Annotated in this window: 20 protein-coding genes; 11 read left to right on the top strand and 9 right to left on the bottom strand. The window is 68.6% G+C overall.

The annotated features are described in order from the left end of the window. Positions 1–14 precede the first annotated feature (14 nt). Entirely contained in the window at positions 15–623 is a 609-nt protein-coding gene (locus ASD72_RS00235) for a DUF6498-containing protein (RefSeq protein ID WP_056877971.1), read from the bottom strand. A gap of 116 nt (positions 624–739) precedes the next feature. Here ASD72_RS00235 and ASD72_RS00240 point away from each other — a divergent pair, with 116 nt between their 5' ends. The 4 genes from ASD72_RS00240 (at position 740) to ASD72_RS00255 (ending at position 4,398) form a co-directional block, all read left to right on the top strand. After that, on the top strand, positions 740–1,213 hold the full coding sequence (locus tag ASD72_RS00240) for a MarR family transcriptional regulator (protein WP_056877972.1): 474 nt from the start codon (positions 740–742) through the stop codon (positions 1,211–1,213). A gap of 8 nt (positions 1,214–1,221) precedes the next feature. Then, positions 1,222–2,313 carry an HlyD family secretion protein gene (locus ASD72_RS00245; protein WP_056877973.1) on the top strand — a complete coding sequence of 364 codons (1,092 nt, stop codon included), beginning with the start codon at positions 1,222–1,224 and terminating at the stop codon, positions 2,311–2,313. A gap of 140 nt (positions 2,314–2,453) precedes the next feature. Continuing rightward, positions 2,454–4,010, top strand: coding sequence for a DHA2 family efflux MFS transporter permease subunit (locus tag ASD72_RS00250; protein ID WP_056877974.1), 1,557 nt, complete (start codon positions 2,454–2,456; stop codon positions 4,008–4,010). 1 nt (position 4,011) lies between these two features. Then, the gene (locus tag ASD72_RS00255) at positions 4,012–4,398 is read left to right on the top strand and encodes a VOC family protein (RefSeq protein ID WP_056878449.1); all 387 of its coding nucleotides are present in this window, start codon (positions 4,012–4,014) and stop codon (positions 4,396–4,398) included. Between the two features lie 173 nt (positions 4,399–4,571). Here ASD72_RS00255 and cysK read toward each other — a convergent pair whose 3' ends face one another. Both cysK and cysG read right to left on the bottom strand, forming a co-directional pair. Further along, entirely contained in the window at positions 4,572–5,546 is a 975-nt protein-coding gene (cysK, locus tag ASD72_RS00260; protein ID WP_056877975.1) for a cysteine synthase A, read from the bottom strand. Positions 5,547–5,567: 21 nt separating this feature from the next. Next, on the bottom strand, positions 5,568–7,028 hold the full coding sequence (gene cysG, locus ASD72_RS00265) for a siroheme synthase CysG (RefSeq protein WP_056877976.1): 1,461 nt from the start codon (positions 7,026–7,028) through the stop codon (positions 5,568–5,570). A 166-nt stretch (positions 7,029–7,194) separates the two neighbouring features. On the opposite strand from cysG, the gene ASD72_RS00270 reads away from it, so the two are divergent. The 4 genes from ASD72_RS00270 (at position 7,195) to ASD72_RS00285 (ending at position 9,218) form a co-directional block, all read left to right on the top strand. Next, a complete protein-coding gene (locus ASD72_RS00270) occupies positions 7,195–8,178 on the top strand; it encodes a LysR family transcriptional regulator (RefSeq protein ID WP_056877977.1) in 984 nt (327 codons plus the stop codon). An 83-nt stretch (positions 8,179–8,261) separates the two neighbouring features. Further along, on the top strand, positions 8,262–8,606 hold the full coding sequence (locus ASD72_RS00275; protein ID WP_056877978.1) for a hypothetical protein: 345 nt from the start codon (positions 8,262–8,264) through the stop codon (positions 8,604–8,606). Positions 8,607–8,652: 46 nt separating this feature from the next. Further along, positions 8,653–8,910, top strand: coding sequence for a type II toxin-antitoxin system Phd/YefM family antitoxin (locus ASD72_RS00280; RefSeq protein ID WP_056878450.1), 258 nt, complete (start codon positions 8,653–8,655; stop codon positions 8,908–8,910). Beyond that, positions 8,898–9,218 (top strand): type II toxin-antitoxin system RelE/ParE family toxin, encoded by a 321-nt coding sequence (locus tag ASD72_RS00285; RefSeq protein WP_056877979.1) that lies wholly within the window; start codon positions 8,898–8,900, stop codon positions 9,216–9,218. Before ASD72_RS00280 ends, ASD72_RS00285 begins: the two co-directional genes overlap by 13 nt. 6 nt (positions 9,219–9,224) lie before the next feature. Here ASD72_RS00285 and ASD72_RS00290 read toward each other — a convergent pair whose 3' ends face one another. From ASD72_RS00290 to ASD72_RS00315, 6 genes are all read right to left on the bottom strand, one after another. Continuing rightward, complete coding sequence (locus ASD72_RS00290) at positions 9,225–9,593, bottom strand: hypothetical protein (protein WP_056877980.1); 369 nt, start codon at positions 9,591–9,593, stop codon at positions 9,225–9,227. Positions 9,594–9,703: 110 nt separating this feature from the next. Beyond that, complete coding sequence (locus ASD72_RS00295) at positions 9,704–10,474, bottom strand: LytTR family DNA-binding domain-containing protein (protein WP_056877981.1); 771 nt, start codon at positions 10,472–10,474, stop codon at positions 9,704–9,706. Continuing rightward, positions 10,471–11,733: a histidine kinase gene (locus tag ASD72_RS00300; RefSeq protein WP_056878451.1), complete on the bottom strand. Its 1,263-nt coding sequence runs from the start codon at positions 11,731–11,733 to the stop codon at positions 10,471–10,473. The genes ASD72_RS00295 and ASD72_RS00300 overlap by 4 nt, the downstream gene beginning before the upstream one ends. 140 nt (positions 11,734–11,873) lie before the next feature. After that, on the bottom strand, positions 11,874–12,587 hold the full coding sequence (locus ASD72_RS00305) for a phosphoadenylyl-sulfate reductase (protein WP_056877982.1): 714 nt from the start codon (positions 12,585–12,587) through the stop codon (positions 11,874–11,876). Next, positions 12,584–14,287 (bottom strand): assimilatory sulfite reductase (NADPH) hemoprotein subunit, encoded by a 1,704-nt coding sequence (gene cysI / locus ASD72_RS00310; protein WP_056877983.1) that lies wholly within the window; start codon positions 14,285–14,287, stop codon positions 12,584–12,586. Before cysI ends, ASD72_RS00305 begins: the two co-directional genes overlap by 4 nt. A 94-nt stretch (positions 14,288–14,381) precedes the next feature. Beyond that, positions 14,382–16,247 (bottom strand): assimilatory sulfite reductase (NADPH) flavoprotein subunit, encoded by a 1,866-nt coding sequence (locus ASD72_RS00315; RefSeq protein WP_056877984.1) that lies wholly within the window; start codon positions 16,245–16,247, stop codon positions 14,382–14,384. Between the two features lie 202 nt (positions 16,248–16,449). Here ASD72_RS00315 and cysD point away from each other — a divergent pair, with 202 nt between their 5' ends. The 3 genes from cysD to cysN are packed head-to-tail and all read left to right on the top strand — an operon-like array spanning position 16,450 to position 19,408. Then, positions 16,450–17,361: a sulfate adenylyltransferase subunit CysD gene (cysD, locus tag ASD72_RS00320; protein ID WP_056877985.1), complete on the top strand. Its 912-nt coding sequence runs from the start codon at positions 16,450–16,452 to the stop codon at positions 17,359–17,361. After that, positions 17,361–17,537, top strand: a complete 177-nt coding sequence (locus ASD72_RS20755) for a hypothetical protein (RefSeq protein WP_155944405.1) — start codon at positions 17,361–17,363, stop codon at positions 17,535–17,537. The genes cysD and ASD72_RS20755 overlap by 1 nt, the downstream gene beginning before the upstream one ends. Beyond that, on the top strand, positions 17,534–19,408 hold the full coding sequence (cysN, locus tag ASD72_RS00325) for a sulfate adenylyltransferase subunit CysN (RefSeq protein WP_056877986.1): 1,875 nt from the start codon (positions 17,534–17,536) through the stop codon (positions 19,406–19,408). Before ASD72_RS20755 ends, cysN begins: the two co-directional genes overlap by 4 nt. Positions 19,409–19,447: the final 39 nt, after the last annotated feature.

Here is a 19,447-nt window from a genome sequence, read left to right on the forward strand (position 1 = left end):
CGGCGTTTCTCGTTTCAGCCCGCGCGCACCCGTTCCGCCGCGCGTTCTGCCATCCGCCGGTCGGCGTAGTCCATGGTCAGGTCCGATGCCGTCTTCAGCACGGTGAAGCACAGCGTCATCAGCAGGCCGCTGCCGAGCGCGGCGCTGGCCAGGATGATCAGGTGCATCGGGATCACGCGCAGGTAGGGCAGGAACATCAGCGCGCCCAGGCTGGGTTTGCCGTCCACGTCGGCGGCGTGCTGCACGGCGTAGGTCTGCCGCTGCGAATAGACGAACGACAGCCCGCAGAGCGCCAGCAAGGCGATGTCGCGCGGGTTCGCCACGGTGTGGTGCACGCACAGGAAGACGAAGTAGATCGCGTGGAAGAAGCCGTAGTGGAGCGAGAAGAAGCTGGCCGTCGAGCGCTTGCCGGCCTCGTCCTCGCTGACGCGCTTGCCGCCGGAGGTGAAGCCTTCGGTGGTGAAGTCGCGCAGGGCCAGCATCCGCTTGCGGGCGTACCAGCCGATCACGACGCTCTGGATCCAGTAGGGCCAGACCAGCCAGCCGGTCTCCCAGTCGAAGACCAGGGCCAGCGCCAGGGTCAGGGCATTGGCGGCGAGCAGGGCGAGGGCGGAAGGGCGCATCCGTTCAGGATACGGCAGGGCCCGGCCTTGCAGGACGGGGGTTTGGCCGTCGCCAGGCTGAACAGAATTCCCCTGCCTGAAATATTATTGCCTAAGCAGCTATATCATAGGCAGCCATGAAGACCCCCTCCGGCAACAGCACCATCGGTTACCTGATCGCGGACCTGAGTCGGCTGTTCGGCCGGGTGTTCGACCGGCGTGCCTCCCACCTGGGCCTGACCCGCGTGCAGTGGCGCGCGCTCAAGCGCATCCACCAGAGCGAGGGCATCACCCAGTCGGAACTGGCCGACCTGCTCGACATGGAGCCGATCGCCGTCGGGCGCGTCATCGATCGCCTGCAGAAGGCAGGCTTCGTGGAACGCCGCAGCGATCCGGACGACCGCCGCGTATGGCGCCTGCACCTGCTGCCGCCGTCGGATGCGGTGATGCACGACATCGAAGCGGTGGCCGTATCGGTCCGCGAGGATTGCCTGGCCGGCATCGATGCCGATGAACTCGCCACGGCCCTCAAGGTGCTGGGCCAGATCCGCGAAAACCTCTCCCAGCTCGACCGCGCCAGCCGCGGCGAGTCCTCCCTCCGCAAGAGTTGAATCCCACCATGACCAGCAAGATCAACGAAGCCGGCGAGAACGCCGCACAACCTTCCGCGCCGAAGCGCCGCCGCGTGCCCGTGTGGCTGTGGATCGCCGGGCCGCTGGCCGTCGCGGGCTTCTTCGGTTGGGAGTACGTCGCTTCGGGCCGCGAAATCAGCACCGACAACGCCTACATCAAGGCCGAGCGCATCCTGATCGCGCCGCAGGTCGGCGGGCGTGTGGTCGAAGTCGCCGTGCAGCAGAACCAGCCGGTGAAGAAGGGCGACCTGTTGTTCCGCATCGATGCCGATCCGCTGACGATCGCCGTCACCCAGAACGAAGCGCTGGTCGCGCGCATGGCGAACTCCGCCAGCGCGAGCCGCGCCAAGGTGGTCGGCACGGGCACCTCGATCCAGGCCGCGCGCGAAACGCTGACCTGGGCGCAGCGCGACCTGCTGCGCATGCAGCAGCTCGCCAGCCAGCAGCTGGTCTCGCGCAAGATGCTGGACGACGCGCGCCACGCCGTCGCCGAAGCGCGCACCGACCTGGCCGATGCCATCGCCAGCCAGTCCGAAGCCACCGCCTCGCTGAGCGGCAGCCCGGGCACGCCGACGCAGGACCTGCCCGAGTACCGCGCCGCGATGGCGATGCTGGCGAAGGCCCGCCTCGACCTGGACCACGCGGAAGTACGCGCGCCCGTCGATGGCATCGTCGGCCTGCACGACCTGCAGGTGGGCGAATACATCAACGTCGGCCAGACGGCGATGCCGCTGGTGGCGACCTCGCCGATCTGGGTGGAAGCCAACTTCAAGGAAACCGAGCTGGAAAAAATGAAGGTGGGCCAGTCCGCGACGATCGAAGTGGACAGCTATCCGGGCGTGAAGTGGAAGGCGCACGTCGCGTCCATTGCACCGGCCTCGGGTGCCGAATTCAGCGTGCTGCCGCCGCAAAACGCCACCGGCAACTGGGTGAAGATCGTGCAGCGCATCCCGGTGCGCCTGGAGATCGACGGCATGGCTGCCGATGCGCCGCAACTGCGTGCCGGCATGAGCGCCGACGTGCATGTCGACCTGCGCGACGGCGGCACCGCGTCCAGCCGCGCCACCGCCGCGCGCTGAGTCCCTGTTTCCATGTCATCCCGGGCGTGCGCGGATGCGGGCGAGGGCACTGTGGTGGGGCCCGGCCCCGCTGACGCCGCGCCCCGGGTGACCTCTGGATCGTCGTGCGCTCCGCATGGCGATCGCTTACGGAATTCCCCATGAGCACAACCGCCGTTCCCGCTGCACCCGCGCAGGACGATACCGGCAAGCGCACGCTGCTGGTTGGCTCGGTGATGCTGGCCACGCTGATGCAGGCGCTGGACACCACCATCGCCAACGTCGCGCTGCCGGACATGCAGGGCTCGCTGTCGGCCACCCAGGACCAGGTGTCGTGGGTGCTGACCAGCTACATCGTCGCCGCGGCGATCCTGACGCCGGTCACCGGCTGGCTTGCCGGTCGCTTGGGTCGCCGTCGCCTGCTGATCATCGCCGTCAGCGGTTTCACCGTCGCCTCGCTGCTGTGCGGCATCGCCAGCGGCATCGGCGAGATGGTGCTGTTCCGCGTGTTGCAGGGCGTGTTCGGTGCCTCGCTCGTGCCGATCTCGCAGTCGCTGCTGCTCGATGCTTTCCCCAAGGAGAAGCACGGCGCGGCGATGGCGATGTGGGGCATGGGCATCATGGTCGGCCCGATCCTCGGCCCGCCCCTCGGTGGCTTCCTGACCCAGAACTACAGCTGGCACTGGGTGTTCCTGATCAACCTGCCGATCGGCATCCTGGCATTGGTCGGCATCATGGCCAGCGTCAAGAAGGACGTGCCGCACGAGCGGCCGCTGGACGGCATCGGGCTCGCGCTGCTGGCGCTGGGCATCGGCGCGCTGCAGCTGTTCCTCGACCGCGGGCAGAGCGAGGACTGGTTCGGCAGCGTCGAGATCCAGATCGAAGCCGCGATCGCCTTCCTCGCGCTCTATACCTACGGCCTGTGGTGGTGGCGCAAGCGCGATCATGCGCTGCTCGACCTGGGCCTGCTGAAGAACGCCAACTTCGCCGTCGGCTGCGCGCTGATCTTCGTCGTCGGCATCGTGCTGTTCGCGACGCTGGCGCTGCTGCCGCCGTACCTCAGCACGCTGATGAACTACCCGGTCCTGACCATCGGCCTGGTACTGGCGCCGCGTGGCGTGGGCACGATGTTCAGCATGATGATCGTCGGCCGCCTGCTGGGCCGCATCGACGCGCGCTGGCCGATCCTGGTCGGCATGGGCCTGATGGTGGCCTCGCTGCACGGCATGACCCAGTTCGGGCCGAACGCCTCCATGCACTCCATCGTCTGGCTCGGCGTCGTCCAGGGCATGGGTCTGGGTCTGGTGTTCGTGCCGATCTCGACGGTCGCCTACGCCACGCTGGAGCCGCACCAGCGCACCGAAGCCGCCGGCCTTTTCAGCCTGGTGCGCAACATCGGTTCCTCGGTGGGCATCTCGGTGGTGATGACGATGCTGTCGCGCGCGCTGCAGGTGAACCATGCGGAGATCGGTGCGCGCATCCCGGCGTTCGGTGCGGAGACCACGCTGCTGCCCGCGGCGATGGATCCGTCCACGGCGACCGGCCTGGCCCTGCTCAATGCCGAGGTCAACCGGCAGGCCGCGGCCATCGGCTATCTCAACGACTTCAAGCTGATGATGCTGCTGACGCTGGTGTCGATGCCGCTGGTGCTGTTGATGCGTGGCGGCAAGGCGCCCTCCGGCGGCGGCGGTGGCGCCGATGCCGCCGCGGCGCACTGACATGGACCTGCAGGGCCTGCACCACGTCGCGATCATCGCGTCCGATTACGCACGCTCGAAGCGTTTCTATGCCGAGGTGCTCGGCCTGCGCGTCGTCGCCGAGCACTACCGGGCGGAGCGCGATTCCTGGAAGCTCGACCTGGCGCTGCCCGACGGCACGCAGGTCGAGCTGTTCTCGTTCCCGTCGCCACCGCCGCGCGTCTCGCGACCGGAAGCCTGCGGCCTGCGCCACCTGGCGTTGCGCGTGACCGACATCGACGCCGCCATCACCCACCTGCAGGCGCACGGTGTGGCGACCGAACCGGTGCGCGTGGACGAATACACCGGCCGGCGCTTCACCTTCTTCGCCGACCCGGACGATCTGCCGCTGGAGCTCTACGAGGGCTGACGCGCCCCTGCTGCTGTGGGAGCGACGTCAGTCGCGACAGTGTCCCTGCATTGCAGGGATTCCATGAAGTCGCCGGCCATCAAGGGCCGATCAACAATCTTTACAACCGAAGGCGTCCCGTCGCGACTGACGTCGCTCCCACAAGACGGCGCGCACTGCGCCCCGCGTGGAACTCAGGGCAACGCCGCGTCGCCCAGCGATGCCAGCCATTCGTCGTCGGAGCCTTCGTTGACGCCTTCGAACAGCGGCGTGGAGAAGTAGCGCTCGCCGGTATCCGGCAGCACCGCCAGCAGCACGTCGCCGGGCTTGGCTTTCTGCGCGACCTGCAGCGCAGCCGCGACGGTGGCGCCGGCGGAGATGCCGACGAAGATGCCTTCCTCGGCGGCGAGGCGGCGCGAGGTCGCGATCGCCTCGATGTCGGTGACCGGCAGGATCTCATCGGCGACGTCGCGGTTGAGCACGTCCGGCACGAAGTCCGGCGTCCAGCCCTGGATCTTGTGCGGTTGCCATTCCTTGCCCAGCAGCAGCGAAGCGCCGGCCGGTTCGGAGGCGGTGATGCGCACTTCAGGACGCGCGATCTTGAGCACTTCGCCCACGCCGGTCAGCGTGCCGCCGGTGCCCCAGCCGGTGACGAAGTGGTCCAGTCGACGGCCGGCGAAATCGCGCAGGATTTCCGCCGCCGTGGTCTGGCGGTGATAGGCGGGATTGGCGGGATTGGCGAACTGGCGGGCGAGGAACCAGCCGTGCTTCTTCGCCAGTTCCTCGGCGCGCCGCACCATGCCGCTGCCGCGCTCGGCGGCCGGTGTCAGGATGACCTTGGCGCCGTAGGCGCGCATCAGCTTGCGGCGTTCGATCGAGAAGGTCTCCACCATCGTGGCGACGAACTTGTAGCCGCGCGCGGCGGCCACCATCGCCAGCGCCACGCCGGTGTTGCCGGAGGTCGCTTCGATGATGGTGTCGCCGGGCTTCAGCAGGCCCTTGGCTTCGGCGTCGAGGACGATCGCCAGCGCCAGGCGGTCCTTCACCGAGCCGCCGGGATTGAACGACTCCACCTTCGCGTAGAGGGTCACGTGCTCCGGCGCGATGCGGTGCAGTTTGACGACCGGGGTGCGACCGACGGTGTCCAGGATGCTGTCGTAGAGGGCCATGGAATCTCCAGGTGGGAACGGTCAGGCGGCCTGCAGTGTGGGCGCCGGAAGGTTGCGGGAATGTGTGGGATGGGCCGTGACGATCGGCGGCTGCCCGAACCAGTGCAGCGTGCCAGCCAACGCGGCCACTTCGCCCAGGATCAGCAGGGCGGGCGAGCGCACCTGATGAGAACGCGCGGTTTCCGGCAGATCGGCCAGGGTGCCATTCAGCACGCGTTGCTCGCGGCGGGAACCGTTCTCCACGATGGCGAACGGCGTGGAGGGCGCGCGCCCGTGCGCCAGCAGGCGGTCGCGCAGGCCTTCCAGCCCGGCCACGCCCATGTACACGGCCAGCGTCTGTCGCTCCTGCGCCAGCGCGGCCCAGTCGAGCGTGTCCAGCGAATCCTTGCAGTGGGCGGTGACCAATCGCACGGCCTGGGCATGGTCGCGATGGGTGAGCGGGATGCCCGCGTACGCCGCGCACGCGATGGCGGCGGTGATGCCGGGCACGACCTCGTAGGGAATGCCGTGCGCGCGCAGGAACTCCAGCTCTTCGCCGCCGCGCCCGAACACGAACGGATCGCCGCCCTTCAAGCGCACCACGCGCTTGCCGGCGCGTGCGTGGTCCAGCATCAGCGCATGGATGTCGTCCTGGCGCGTGCTGTGGCCGTTCGCCGACTTGCCGACTTCGATGTAGGTCGCGTCGCGGCGGCCGAGGCGCAGCACGTCTTCGCTGACGAGGCGGTCGTGCAGGATCACGTCGGCCTCGTTCATCGCGCGCAGTGCGTTGAGGGTGAGCAGGCCGGCATCGCCGGGGCCCGCACCCACCACCACGACGGTACCGCTGCGCGTCAGCGCTGCGGTTTCGTCGAGCGTGGCGAGGAAGTGCTGTTCCGCCTGCGTGTGCAGCTGTTGGCGGAACAGGCGCGGCAACGGGCCTGCCAGCACTTTCTCGAAGAACCGCCGCCGGTCGGCCGTACGCGGGAAGCGCTGGCGGATGCGGTGGCGCTGGCGCGTGAACAGCTCGGCGAGCGAGGCCCACGAATCGTCCAGCAGGGTTTCCAGTTGGCGACGCAGGTGGCGGGCCAGCATCGGCGCGCCGCCGCCGCTGGAGATGGCGACCTGCAAGGGGCCGCGCTCCACGATGGCGGGCACCTGGAAGCTGGACAGCGACGCGTCGTCGACCACGTTGGCCAGCAGCCGTCGTGCTTCCGCGGCCGCGGCGACGGCGCGGTTGATGCCCCGGTCGCCGGTGGCGGCGACCACCAGCCAGGCATCGTCCAACTGCGCGGGTTCGAACACCGTCTCCTGCCACTCGATCCGACCTGCCGCGTGCCAGCCGGCCAACGCGGCCGTCAGCGTCGGCGCGACCACCCGCACCCGGGCCCCGGTGCGGAGCAACGCGTCGGTCTTGCGTTCCGCGACGCCGCCGCCGCCCACGACCAGTACCTGGCGGCCTTGCAGGTCGGCGAACAGGGGAAACAGCGGAGCGCTCACGGGCATGGCGGGCAGGGATGGGTTGTTGACCCTACTGCCGGGTCATAGCCGCCGGAAATGACATCCCACCAAAACCATATGCCTTGCGGTTATAAGCGCCACCGGCTACGGTCCGGGGAAATCCTCTACAGTCCAAGGCCCCCTCTGGTGGGCCGATCCGCGCCCCACGCCGATGACGCTGACCCAACTCCGCTACCTGGTGGCGATCGCCGATGCCGACCTGAACATCACGCTGGCAGCGGCGCGCGTGCATGCCACCCAGCCCGGCCTGTCCAAGCAGCTCAAGCAATTGGAGGACGAACTCGGCTTCCTGCTGTTCGTCCGCAAGGGCCGCAGCCTGGAGAGCGTCACGCCGGCCGGCCAGGAAGTGATCGAGCGTTCGCGCCTGGTGCTGGCCGAAGCCAACAACATCCGCACCTACGCCGCCAACCAGCGCCGCGAGAGCCAGGGCCAGCTGGTGCTGGTCACCACGCATACGCAGGCGCGCTTCGTGCTGCCGCCGGCCATCGCCCAGATCAAGCGCGACTACCCGCAGGTCAGCGTCCACCTGCAGCAGGCGCCGGAAAGCACCGCGCTGGACCTGCTCACCCAGGGCGATGCCGACATGGCGGTGGTCAGCACCGCCGGCGATCAGCCGCAGGCCGGCATCGCGGTGCCGCTGTACCGCTGGCGGCGGCTGGTACTGGTGCCGCGCGGCCATGCGCTGGAACAGGCGGGCGGCGTGCCGGCCATGGCCGACCTCGCCGAGCAGCCATTGATCAGCTACGAATCCTCGACGCGTCCTGGCTCTTCATTGCAGCGCGCGTTCGCCAAGGTCGGGCTGGAACCCAACATCGCGCTGACCGCGCTCGATGCCGACCTGATCAAGACCTACGTCCGCGCCGGATTGGGCGTGGGCCTGCTGGCGGAGATGGCGGTCAGCGCCGCGGATACCGACCTGCGCGCGTGGCCGGCACCGGCGGAGGTGAAGGAATGCATCGCATGGGCCGTGCTGCCGCGCGAACGCGTGCTGCGCGACTACGCGCTCGACCTGGTGCGCGCGCTGGCGCCGCAGATCGACCGTCGCGACCTGCGCCGGGTGATCGACGGCAACCAGGATCCGGACTGGCCCGAACCGCCCACGTGGCAGGCGCTCACCCAGACCATCACGAGTTGAGCGATCACCCGTTGGCGTGATTGACGGAAACCGGCGTCCGGGCGACGCTGGCGGCATCTTCCCGGGCATGTGTCGGCATCCCCATGAATCGCATTTCCAAGATGGTCGTGCGCATGTACGTGCCGGCGGCGGCGATCGCCGTGGGCGGATTCGCCACCGCCGAAGCCGTCACCCGCACCGGACGCACGCTGGGCGAGATCACGCCGCAGCGGTTGGCGTCGCTCGCGTTCCTGCTCGCGATCCTGCTGGGCACCGCCTGGGCGCTGCATTCCACCTGGCGGCTCTACCGCTGGGCCCGCGGTCGCGAGTTACGCTGCGCCTGCGGCGGCATGATGTCGCGCGTGCGCTACGACCGGCAACGGCAGAAGTACCGCAAGTGCCTGGCCTGCGGCGGCACGTCGCTGGAAGGCGCGCACTGCGGCGGGTGAGCGCGGTCTGCTTGCCGGGTAAGGAGTGATACTGTAGTGTCACTCCATGCGCACCGAACTCGTCACCACGCTGAAGCGCCAGGCCACCGACCTGCTGGCCGATATCGAGCGGGACAAGCAACCCATCCTGATCACCCAGCACGGGTTGCCCAGCGCGTATCTCGTCGACGTGGAAACCTATGAGACGCTGCTGGCGCGCATGGCGATGCTGGAAGGCATCGCGCGCGGCGAGCAGGCCATCGCTGAAGGCCGTGCGATCACCCATGATCAAGCCAGGGAACGGCTTGCCAGATGGTTGAGATAGTCTGGTCCGAACCGGCGCTGGCCGATCTCGACGCCATCGCCGACTACATTGCGCTGGACAATCCGGTCGCCGCCGCCGAACTGGTGCAGCGTGTCTTCGCGCACGTGGACCATCTTGCGGAGCATCCGGACAGCGGCAGTCGTCCGCCGGAAATCAGGCGGGGACGCTATCGCCAGGTCGTCGAGCCTCCGTGTCGCGTCATCTACCGGCACGCGCAGGGCCGCGTGCTGATCCTGCACGTCATGCGCAACGAGCGCCTGTTGCGGCCGGGCATGTTGCAGCCGCGCAAGCCGCGGAAGGCACGCTGAGAATCTTCAGCCTTCGCATCCCTGGCCGGTGCCGTCCTCTTTCGATACGCATTGCCGGAAGTCCTGCGGCAGGCCATGGATCTCGTGCGTCTTGCCCGGTGCGAGGGTGAAATCCTCGAGCGGCGTTCGCGCGCAGGCGGCCGGATTCGCCCCGGGCGCGGGCGCCGGGCACTGTTCGGTGTAGACGCGATAGTGGCATTGCCCGCTCTCGCTGGCGAAGCACTCGAACCTCGCCACGCCATCGCGCAACGTGGTCTTGCTGAAGAGCGTATCCACCCCGTTCTCGCTGCTGTGGTGGATCGTGGTGACGCTGGGTTTCTCGTTGCATCCTGCCAGGGCCAGCAGGCAGGACATCAGGGACGTGATGATGCGCATGGCGGTTCCTCGGTTTCCATTCGGCAAGGGCATGCCCACCACGGCGCGTGAGCGCCATGCCGGCGATGCCACGTTGGATGCCGCACGGGGCGGCAGGGTTTACGTCGGCGCTACATGTTGCGGAACAGGCTCATGAAGGGCTGGCTGACGGTCAGCGTCTCCGGGCGGTTCTTCAGCTTCAGCCGGCCGCGACCGGTGTCGTCGCGGCTGACCGAGGCCACGGCCTTCATGTTGACGATGGTGGAACGGTGGATCTGCTTGAAGGTGGTGGCGTCCAGCGAGTCGAGCAGTTCGCGCAGCGGCGTGCGCAACAGGGATTCGCCGTCGGCCGTCATCACCGTGGTGTACTTGTTGTCGGCCTGGAAGTAGGCCACGTCGTCCACCATGATCAGCTTGGTGTCCTTGCCCGCGCTGGCCGTGATCCACACCAGCGGCGGCCTGGACGACGGCATCTCGCGTGCGGACAGGTGGCGCAGCAAGGCTTCGAGCGTGGCGCCGTCGGGGTGCCCGGCCGCTGCGCGCGCCTGGATGCGCTGCACGGTGGCCAGCAGCCGTTCGCGCGTGATCGGTTTCAGCAGGTAATCGATGGCGCCCTGTTCGAACGCATCGATCGCGTACTGGTCGTAAGCGGTGACGAACACCACCTGTGTGCGCGGGCTGGCATCGGCCAGGCCGCGCGCGACTTCGATGCCGGTCAGGCCGGGCATGCGGATATCGAGGAAGGCGACGTCGGGCTGCAACTCGGCGATCGATTCCAGCGCGCTGGCGCCGTCCTCGCATTCGGCGACGATCTCCAACTGCGGCCACGCCTCTTTCAACAGTGAGGACAGCGCGGTGCGCAGCAGCTCCTCGTCTTCGGCGATCACGCCCCGGAAATTCATGCGGCACCTGCCTTGCCGGCCAGCGGCAGCGTCAGCGTGGCGGCGACGCCACTCGGGAAGTTGGACACGATGGCGAACGAGGCGTCGTTGCCGAAGGTCAGGCGCAGGCGTTCGCGCAGGTTCTTCAGGCCGATGCCGGTGCCGGCGCTCTGGCCGCCGAAGCCCTGTCCGTCGTCGGCGACGGTAAGGGTGGCGTGGTCGTCGTGCCGGCGGGCGAGGATCCAGATGGTGCCGCCGCCGGTCTTCGGTTCCAGGCCGTGCTTGATGGCGTTCTCGACCAGCGTCTGCAGCATCATGGAAGGCATGGGCACCGACTTCAGTGCATCGGGCACTTCCACCTGCAGGTTCAGGCGCGAGCCCATGCGGATCTTCAGGATTTCCAGGTAGGCCTGGGTGCGCTCCAGTTCCTCGCCCAACGTGGACAGCGTGTCGTCGGTGCGCGGCAACGAGCTGCGCAGGTACTGGATCAGGTGGCCGAGCATGATGTCGGCGCGCGGCGGATCGGTGCGGGTCAGCACCTGCGCGCTGGCCAGCGTGTTGTAGAGGAAGTGCGGTTCCACCTGCGCGTTGAGCAGATTCAGGCGCGCCACGGTCAATTCTTTCTCGCTGACGGTCTTCACGACATCGGCCTGTTCCTGGCGGCGCTGGTCGGCGACGCGGCGGGTGATGGCACGGGTGACGGCTTCGGCGTTCTCCACGTTGACGCCATCGTCGAGGACGAACAGGTCGAGCCACGCGCTCGCATCCGGGCCGACCATCAGGGTGATGCTGCTGGTGCCGTTGCCCGGTGTGACCGTGGCCTGCACCAGATCGCGCTTCACCGCGAAGCGGGCCATGATGTTGAAGCGCGAAGGCTGGCTGGGGCCGTCGAAACTGTCCACGCGGCGCACCTTGACCCGCACCTGCAGGCTGTCGGGGGCACTTTCCAGCTCTTCGGCGCGCGGAAGTTCGCGCAGCACGCCTTCGATCAGGGCGAAGGCCGCGGTCGTATCCAGCGGCACTTCGATCTGCCGGCGCTGCCGGCTCGACAGCGCGGCGCTGTCCAGGCGCCCGGTGATCAGCCAGATGCGGCGCAGGTGGCTGATCAGGCCGATCAGCACCGAGATCATCACCAGCGTCGCGGCCAGGTTGAACAGCCAGCTGGCGCCGCCGGACACGAACGTCCGGTCGAAGATGCCGTTCCACACGAAGCCCGCCATCAGGATCGCGCCGAACCAGGCAACGAGGATGCGGATGATCAGGAGCAGGCTGGGGAACACGTCGGGCACCACGGCTTGGGGAGTGCCGTGGAGGATAACGGTGTCGCCTGCGGAGGGAAGGGGGGCCGCGACGGAGCCGGTGATCCGGCGATGAAACGGGGCTGGCCCGGCGCGAATGCGTCAGGCCGCCGGGGTCGCCATCAGACCTCGACGTGAATCCCGCACTCGCGCTTCAGGCCGTTGAAGCGGGTGTCCTCCTCGCGCATGCCGGGTTCCCAGCGGCGCGTGGTGTGGAAGTCGCCGATCGACACGTAGCCCTGTTCCCACAGCGGGTGGTAGGGCAGGTCATGCTGCTTCATGTACTGCCAGACGTCGCGGTCGGTCCAGTCGACGATGGGGTTGACTTTCCAGCGGGCCTCGCGCTGCTGCAGCACCGGCGCGTTCGCACGGCTGGTGGACTGCGTGCGGCGCAGGCCGGTGAACCAGGTGCCCACGCCGAGGTCCTTCAGCGCGCGCTTCATCGGTTCCACCTTGCGCAGGCTGTTGTACTGCTCGATGCCGACCAGGCCCTGTTCCCACAGGCGACCGTGGCGGGCTTCCATCCAGGCGCGGCTGACCAGCGGACGGAAGACCTGCAGGTTGAGTTTCAGGCGCTCGACCAGTTCGTCGGCGAAGCGGTAGGTCTCCGGGAACAGGTAGCCGGTGTCGATCAGGATCACCGGCACGTCCGGCTTCTGCTGCGACACCATGTGCAGCAGTACCGCGGCCTGCGCGCCGAAGCTCGAGGACATCGCCGCTTCCGCCGGCCCGTGCTTGAGCGCCCAGGCGACCCGTTGCTCGGCCGTCTGCGTTTCCAGCCAGGCGTTGTGCTCGGCGATCTGGTCGGTGTCCAGGGAAAGGGCGGGGGCGCTCATGCGTGCAGTTCCAGTGCGATCTGTCGGTGGGTGGGGTACGACGGCAGGGCGACCACGCCGCTGCGATGGAGGAAGTCGCCGAAGCCTTCGTCGTCGGCGCGTTCGCCGGCATAGCGCGCGAACAGGCCGTCGAGGGTGTCGAGGATCGCGGCTTCGTCGATGTTCTCGCGGTACAGCGTGTTGAGGCGCTGGCCGCGCGCGTCGCCGCCGAGCATCAGGTTGTAGCGGCCCGGCGCTTTGCCGACGAGGGCGATCTCGGCGAGGTAGGGGCGCGAGCAGCCGTTCGGGCACCCGGAGATGCGCAGCAGGATCGGCGCGTCGCGCAGGCCGTGCTTCTCCAGCAGCGGTTGCAGGCGGTCGGTGAAGTCGGGCAGGTAGCGTTCGGCTTCGGCCATCGCCAGGCCGCAGGTCGGCAGCGAGACGCAGGCCACGGCCGCGCGCTGCAGGGCGGTGCCCAGGCGCTGGCCGTCGTCCAGCCCGTGCGTCTTCACCAGCGCGTCGATGCGCTCGCGTTCGCCCGCGGGAACACCGGCGATCACCAGGTTCTGGTTCGGCGTCATCCGGAACTCGCCACGATGCACGTTGGCGATCTCGCGCAGGCCGGTCAGGTGGGTGGCATGCGCGGTGTCGGCGATGCGACCGGCGAACAGGTGCAGGGTCAGGTGCCAGCGCCCGTCCTCGCCTTCCACCCAGCCGTAGCGGTCGCCGTTGTGGTCGAAGCGGAACGCGCGCACGGGCTGCAGGGCCACGCCGCTGCGGCGCTCGATCTCGCCGACCACCTTGTCCAGGCCATGGTCGTCGATGGTGTACTTGAAGCGCGCGCGCTTGCGCAGCTCGCGGTTGCCGAGGTCGCGCTGGGTGGTGACGACGGCCGTGGCGACCTCGAGCAGCTGGTCGGGCGTGATGAAGCCGACCACGTTGCCGACGCGTGGGTAGGTCTCCGCATCGCCATGGGTCGCGCCCATGCCGCCGCCGATCACCAGGTTGAAACCGGCCAGCACACCGCCTTCGAGGATGGCGATGAAGCCGAGGTCGTTGGCGAAGACATCCACGTCGTTGACCGGCGGCACCGCGAAGCCGATCTTGAACTTGCGCGGCAGGTAGGTGGCGCCGTAGATGGGCTCCTCTTCCTCGCCGCTGCCGGCCACGCGCTCCTCGTCCAGCCAGATTTCGTAGTAGGCACGCGTGTTCGGCAGCAGATGCCCGGACAGCGTCGCCGCCCAGGCCTGCACCTCGGCATGCGCACGCGATTCCAGCGGATTGGCCGCGACCAGCACGTTGCGGTTGACGTCGCCGCAGGCGGCCAGTGTGTCGATCAGCGCGGCATTGATGGCCTGCATCGTCGCCTTCAGTTCGCGCTTGATCACGCCGTGGTACTGGAACGCCTGCCGCGTGGTGATGCGCAGCGAATGGTTGGCGTATTGCGTGGCGATCGCATCCAGTTTCAGCCACTGCTCCGGCGTGACCACGCCGCCGGGCGTGCGCGTGCGGATCATGAACTGGTAGGCCGGCTCGAGCTTCTGCCGGCGGCGCTCGTCGCGCAGGTCGCGGTCGTCCTGCTGGTAGCTGCCGTGGTACTTGATCAGGGTCTGGTCCGATTCGCGCAGCGCGCCGGTGACCGGGTCGGCCAGGCTGTCGAGCAGGCTGCCGCGCAGGCGGTGGCTCTCGGATTTGATGTCTTCGACGGAGTGGCTGCTCATGTTCGTTCTTTGGCGTGGGAGCGACGCAAGTCGCGATGGCGCTGTCCGGGATACTGGGATCGCGACTTACGTCGCTCCCACATCGGAGCCAGCGTCAATACACATCGCGCCCGTAGCGCCCCTCCGTCTGCAGGTTCACCAGGTACTCGCGCGCCGAATCCTCGTCCAGCCCACCATGCTCGGCCACGATCGCCTGCAGGGCGGTGTGCACGTCCTTGCCCATGCCGATGGCGCCGCAGACGTACAGGTGCGCGCCGTTCTGCAGCCAGTCGTAGACCTCGCGGCCGCGCTCGCGCAGGCGGTCCTGCACGTAGATCTTGCGCGCCTGGTCGCGCGAGAAGGCCAGGTCCAGGCGGTGCAGCTCGCCGTTGCGCAGCGCGTCCTGCCATTCGCTCTGGTAGAAGAAGCCGTGGTTGAAGTGCGGGGCGCCGAAGAACAGCCAGTTGCGGCCGCGCGCACCGGTCTCCGCGCGTTCCTGCACGAAGCCGCGGAATGGCGCCACGCCGGTGCCCGGGCCGATCATCAGGATGTCCCGACTGCCGTCGGCGGGTACGCGGAAGCGCTCGTTGGCTTCGATGTACACCGGCACCTGGTCGCCTTCGTCCAGCGCCGCCAGGAAACCGCTGGCCGCACCCCCATGCGCGTGGCCGAAGGCTTCGTAGCCCAGCACGTCCACGGTGAGGTGCGCTTCCTCGCCGACGCGCTTGCGGCTGGAGGCGATCGAGTACAGGCGCGGCGCGAGCGGGCGCAGTGCGGCGACCAGCTCCTGCGCGCTCCAGCCCGCGGGCCAGCGGCGCAACACGTCGATCAGCTGGTGCGTATTGGACAGCTGCGCCAGCGCGGCGTTCTGCGCGGGTGCGAGCAGCGCGTTGAGTTCGTCCGCCTGCGCGTGCGCCGCATGCGTGGCCAGGAACGGGCGCGACAGCCGGGTCAGCTCGCGGCGCGCGGCCAGCCACTCGCGCAGCGGCAGGGTATCGCCGCTTTCGCTGACGGTGGCGTTGCCGTCCAGGCGCAGCGCATCGAGCACCGCATCCACGAGCGCCGAGGGGTTGCGGTGGCGAATGCCCAGCGCGTCGCCGGGTTCGTACTGCAGGCCGCTGCCTTCCAGCGACAGTTCGACATGGCGCACGTCCTTGTCGGCGGCGCCGTGCTGGCCGAAGCGCGGACCCTTGAAGTCGCGGCCGCTGATCCGCTGGTTGAGCAGCAGCTCGGCCGGGAACGGGTGCTCGTGCGACCACGCGGCGGCGTGACCCGGGCGCAGCGGGGTGACGGTCGCCAACGGGGTCGTGGCCGCCGCCGGTGCCTTCAGCAGGTCGCGGGCGTGGGCCAGGGCCTGCTCGCGCCACGGCGTGGCGACGGTGTCGATGTCGAGGTCGGCCAGGCCCGCGGCGAACAGCCGGCTGCCGCCGAGTTCGGCCAGGCGCGCATCCAGCCGCGACGCGATGCCGCAGAAGTCGGCATAGCTGGAGTCGCCCAGGCCGAGCACGGCGTACTTCAGTTCCGGCAGCTTCGGCGCACGCTTGCCGCGGAGGAACTCGACCAGGCCGATGCTGTCATCCGGCGGGTCGCCTTCGCCCTGGGTGCTGATGACGATATAGAGCAGGCGCTCGCTGGCCAGTTCGCGCTGCGGGTAGGCGTCGGCGCGCAACAGGCGGACCGACAGTCCGGCGGCTTCGGCCTGTTGGGACAGCGCCTCGGCGGCACGGCGTGCGTTGCCGGTCTGGCTGCCGTAGACGATGGTCAGGCGCTGTGCGGCCTGCGCACCGGCGGCAGGGGAGATCGCTTTCGGCAACGCGGCGGGCGAGGCCTGCGGCGCCAGCTGGGCCTGCGCCAGGCCGGCGGCATAGCCGGAGATCCACCACAGGCTCGCGCCATCCAGGCCGGACACCGCCTGGGCCAGCAGCGCCCGCCGTTCCTCCGCGAGGGGGATGGGGGCGAGGACAGGCTGGGTGGCGGACATCGGCAGGGCCCACGGGCGCGACTGGGACGGTCGATGTTAGGAACCCGTTCCCGCGGGCAGAAAGGACGCATGGTTATGGGCTTATGTCCCCCGCTTATTTCGCCGGCATCAGCCCGCGGCCGAATACTGGCGGCCCTCCCGGCCATACAGCGAAGCCCTGCTAGGCTAGCGCGTCCGGATTCCACCCCTGCCGCGCCCCTCGATGACCGCCGTAGACCGCCTGTCCCATCTCGACCGCCTGGAAGCGGAAAGCATCCACATCCTGAGGGAGGTCGCCGCCGAGTTCCGCAATCCGGTGTTGCTGTATTCGGTGGGCAAGGACAGCTCGGTGCTGCTGCACCTGCTGTTGAAGGCGTTCGCCCCGGCCCGGCCGCCGATCCCGCTGCTGCACGTGGACACGCGCTGGAAGTTCCGCGAGATGATCGCCTTCCGCGACCGGCGCGCCGCCGAGACCGGCGTGGACCTGCGCGTGCACATCAATCCGGACGGCATCGCCCGCGACATCGGCCCGATCACCCACGGCGCCACCGTCCACACCGACGTGATGAAGACCCAGGGCCTGAAGCAGGCGCTGGACCACTACCGCTTCGATGCGGCCATCGGCGGCGCCCGCCGCGACGAGGAGAAGTCGCGCGCCAAGGAGCGCGTGTTCTCGTTCCGCAACGACAAGCACCGCTGGGACCCGAAGAACCAGCGCCCGGAACTGTGGAACGTCTACAACGCGCGCATCAACACCGGCGAGAGCGTGCGGGTGTTCCCGCTGTCGAACTGGACCGAGCTGGACATCTGGCTCTACATCTACCGCGAGAACATCCCGGTGGTCCCGCTGTACTTCGCCGCCGAGCGGCCCGTCGTCGAACGCGACGGCGCGCTGCTGATGGTCGACGACGAACGCCTGCCGTTGCGCGACGGCGAAGTGCCGCAGCTGCGGCGCGTGCGCTTCCGCACGCTGGGCTGCTACCCGCTGACCGGTGCGATCGAATCCGAGGCCGACTCGCTGGAGAAGATCATCGCCGAGATGCTGGTCACCACCAGCTCCGAGCGCCAGGGCCGGGTGATCGACCACGATCCGGGTGCGTCGATGGAGAAGAAGAAGCTGGAGGGGTATTTCTGATGATGACCCCCACGCCGTCATCCCAGCGTACGCTGGGATCCACTTCGATTTTCGCGAAGTCCCCGCCCGTCGACCGTATGCAAGGCAACATCAAGATGGATCCCGGCGTACGCCGGGATGGCGAGCCGGAGTTCGATGCGTATGCCGTGAGGAAGGTCGAGGTGGCGGCAACATGAGCACCGACAGCGATATCGCCCGCTACCTCAAGCAGCACGAAGCCAAGCCGCTGCTGCGCTTCATCACCTGCGGCAGCGTGGACGACGGCAAGAGCACCCTGATCGGGCGCCTGCTGTACGACAGCAAGCGCTTGTTCGACGACCAGCTGGCCGCACTGGAGAAGGACAGCCGCAAGCACGGCACCCAGGGCGAGCGCATCGATTACGCATTGCTGCTGGACGGCCTGGCCGCCGAGCGCGAGCAGGGCATCACCATCGACGTGGCCTACCGCTACTTCGACACCGACCAGCGCAAGTTCATCGTCGCCGACTGCCCCGGCCACGAGCAGTACACCCGCAACATGGCCACCGGCGCGTCCACCGCGGACCTGGCGGTGGTGCTGGTGGATGCGCGCAAGGGCCTGCTGACCCAGACGCACCGGCACAGCTACATCGTCTCGCTGCTCGGCATCCGCCACGTGGTGCTGGCGGTGAACAAGATGGACCTGGTCGGGTTCGACGAAGCGGTGTTCACGCGCATCGCCGCCGACTACCGTGCGCTGGCGCAGCGCCTGGGCATCGCCGAGGTCACCTGCATCCCGCTGTCGGCGCTGGAGGGCGACAACCTGTCGTCGCGTTCGTCGCGCACGCCCTGGTACGCCGGGCCCGCGCTGCTGGAGCATCTGGAAAAAGTGCAAGTGGAAGCGCAGGAAAGCGGCGACGGCCTGCGCCTGCCGGTGCAGTGGGTCAACCGCCCGCACCAGAACTTCCGTGGCTACGCCGGCACGATCGCGGCTGGGCAGGTGAAGCCTGGCGACGAAGTGGTGGTGCTGCCGTCCTCGCGCCGCACGCGCGTCGCCCAGGTGCTCGACGCCAACGGCGAGGTCGCGGCCGCGTCGGCCGGGCAGGCGGTCACGCTGACCCTGGCCGACGAGATCGACATCAGCCGCGGCGACGTGATCGCCGCCGCCGGCGATCCACCCGAAGTGGCGGACCAGTTCGCCGCCCACCTGCTGTGGATGTCGGATGCGCCGTTGCTGCCGGGCCGGCCCTACCTGCTGAAGATCGGCGCGCGCACCGTGTCGGCCACGGTCACCGAGATCAAGCACCGCATCGACGTGAACACCCAGGAGCACCTGGCCGCCAAGCGGCTGGAACTCAACGAAGTGGGCTACTGCAACCTCAGCCTGGACGAGCCGATCGCCTTCGAACCCTATGTGCGCAACCGCGCGCTGGGCGGCTTCATCCTGATCGACCGCTACGACAACGCGACCGCCGGTGCCGGCACGCTGGACTTCGCCCTGCGCCGTGCCGGCAACGTGCACTGGCAGCATGTCGACGTGGACAAGGCCGCGCGTGCGCGCCAGAAAGGCCAGGCGCCCAAGGTGCTCTGGTTCACCGGCCTGTCCGGCGCCGGCAAGTCGACCATCGCCAACCTGGTGGACAAGCGCCTGCATGCGCTGGGTTACCACAGCTTCCTGCTGGACGGCGACAACGTGCGCCACGGCTTGAACCGCGATCTCGGTTTCACCGACGAAGACCGTGTGGAGAACATCCGCCGTGTCGCCGAGGTGGCGAAGCTGATGACCGACGCCGGTCTGATCGTGCTGGTCAGCTTCATTTCGCCGTTCCGCGCCGAGCGCCGGATGGCGCGCGAGCGCTTCGGCGACGGGGAGTTCGTCGAGGTCTTCGTCGATGTACCGTTGTCCGTGGCCGAATCGCGCGACGTGAAGGGCCTGTACAAGAAGGCGCGTGCCGGCCTGATCCCCAACTTCACCGGCATCGATTCCCCGTACGAAGCACCGGAACATCCCGACCTGCACCTGGATGCCGGCGCCGCGGATCCGGAAGCGCTCGCGCTGCAGGTCCTGGCCCATCTCGGCCTTGACTGACGGGCGGTAGCCTGCAAGGGTCATTGGTCATGGTCGGGC

It is taken from the genome of Pseudoxanthomonas sp. Root630 (genome assembly GCF_001427585.1).
Taxonomy (GTDB): Bacteria; Pseudomonadota; Gammaproteobacteria; order Xanthomonadales; family Xanthomonadaceae; genus Pseudoxanthomonas_A.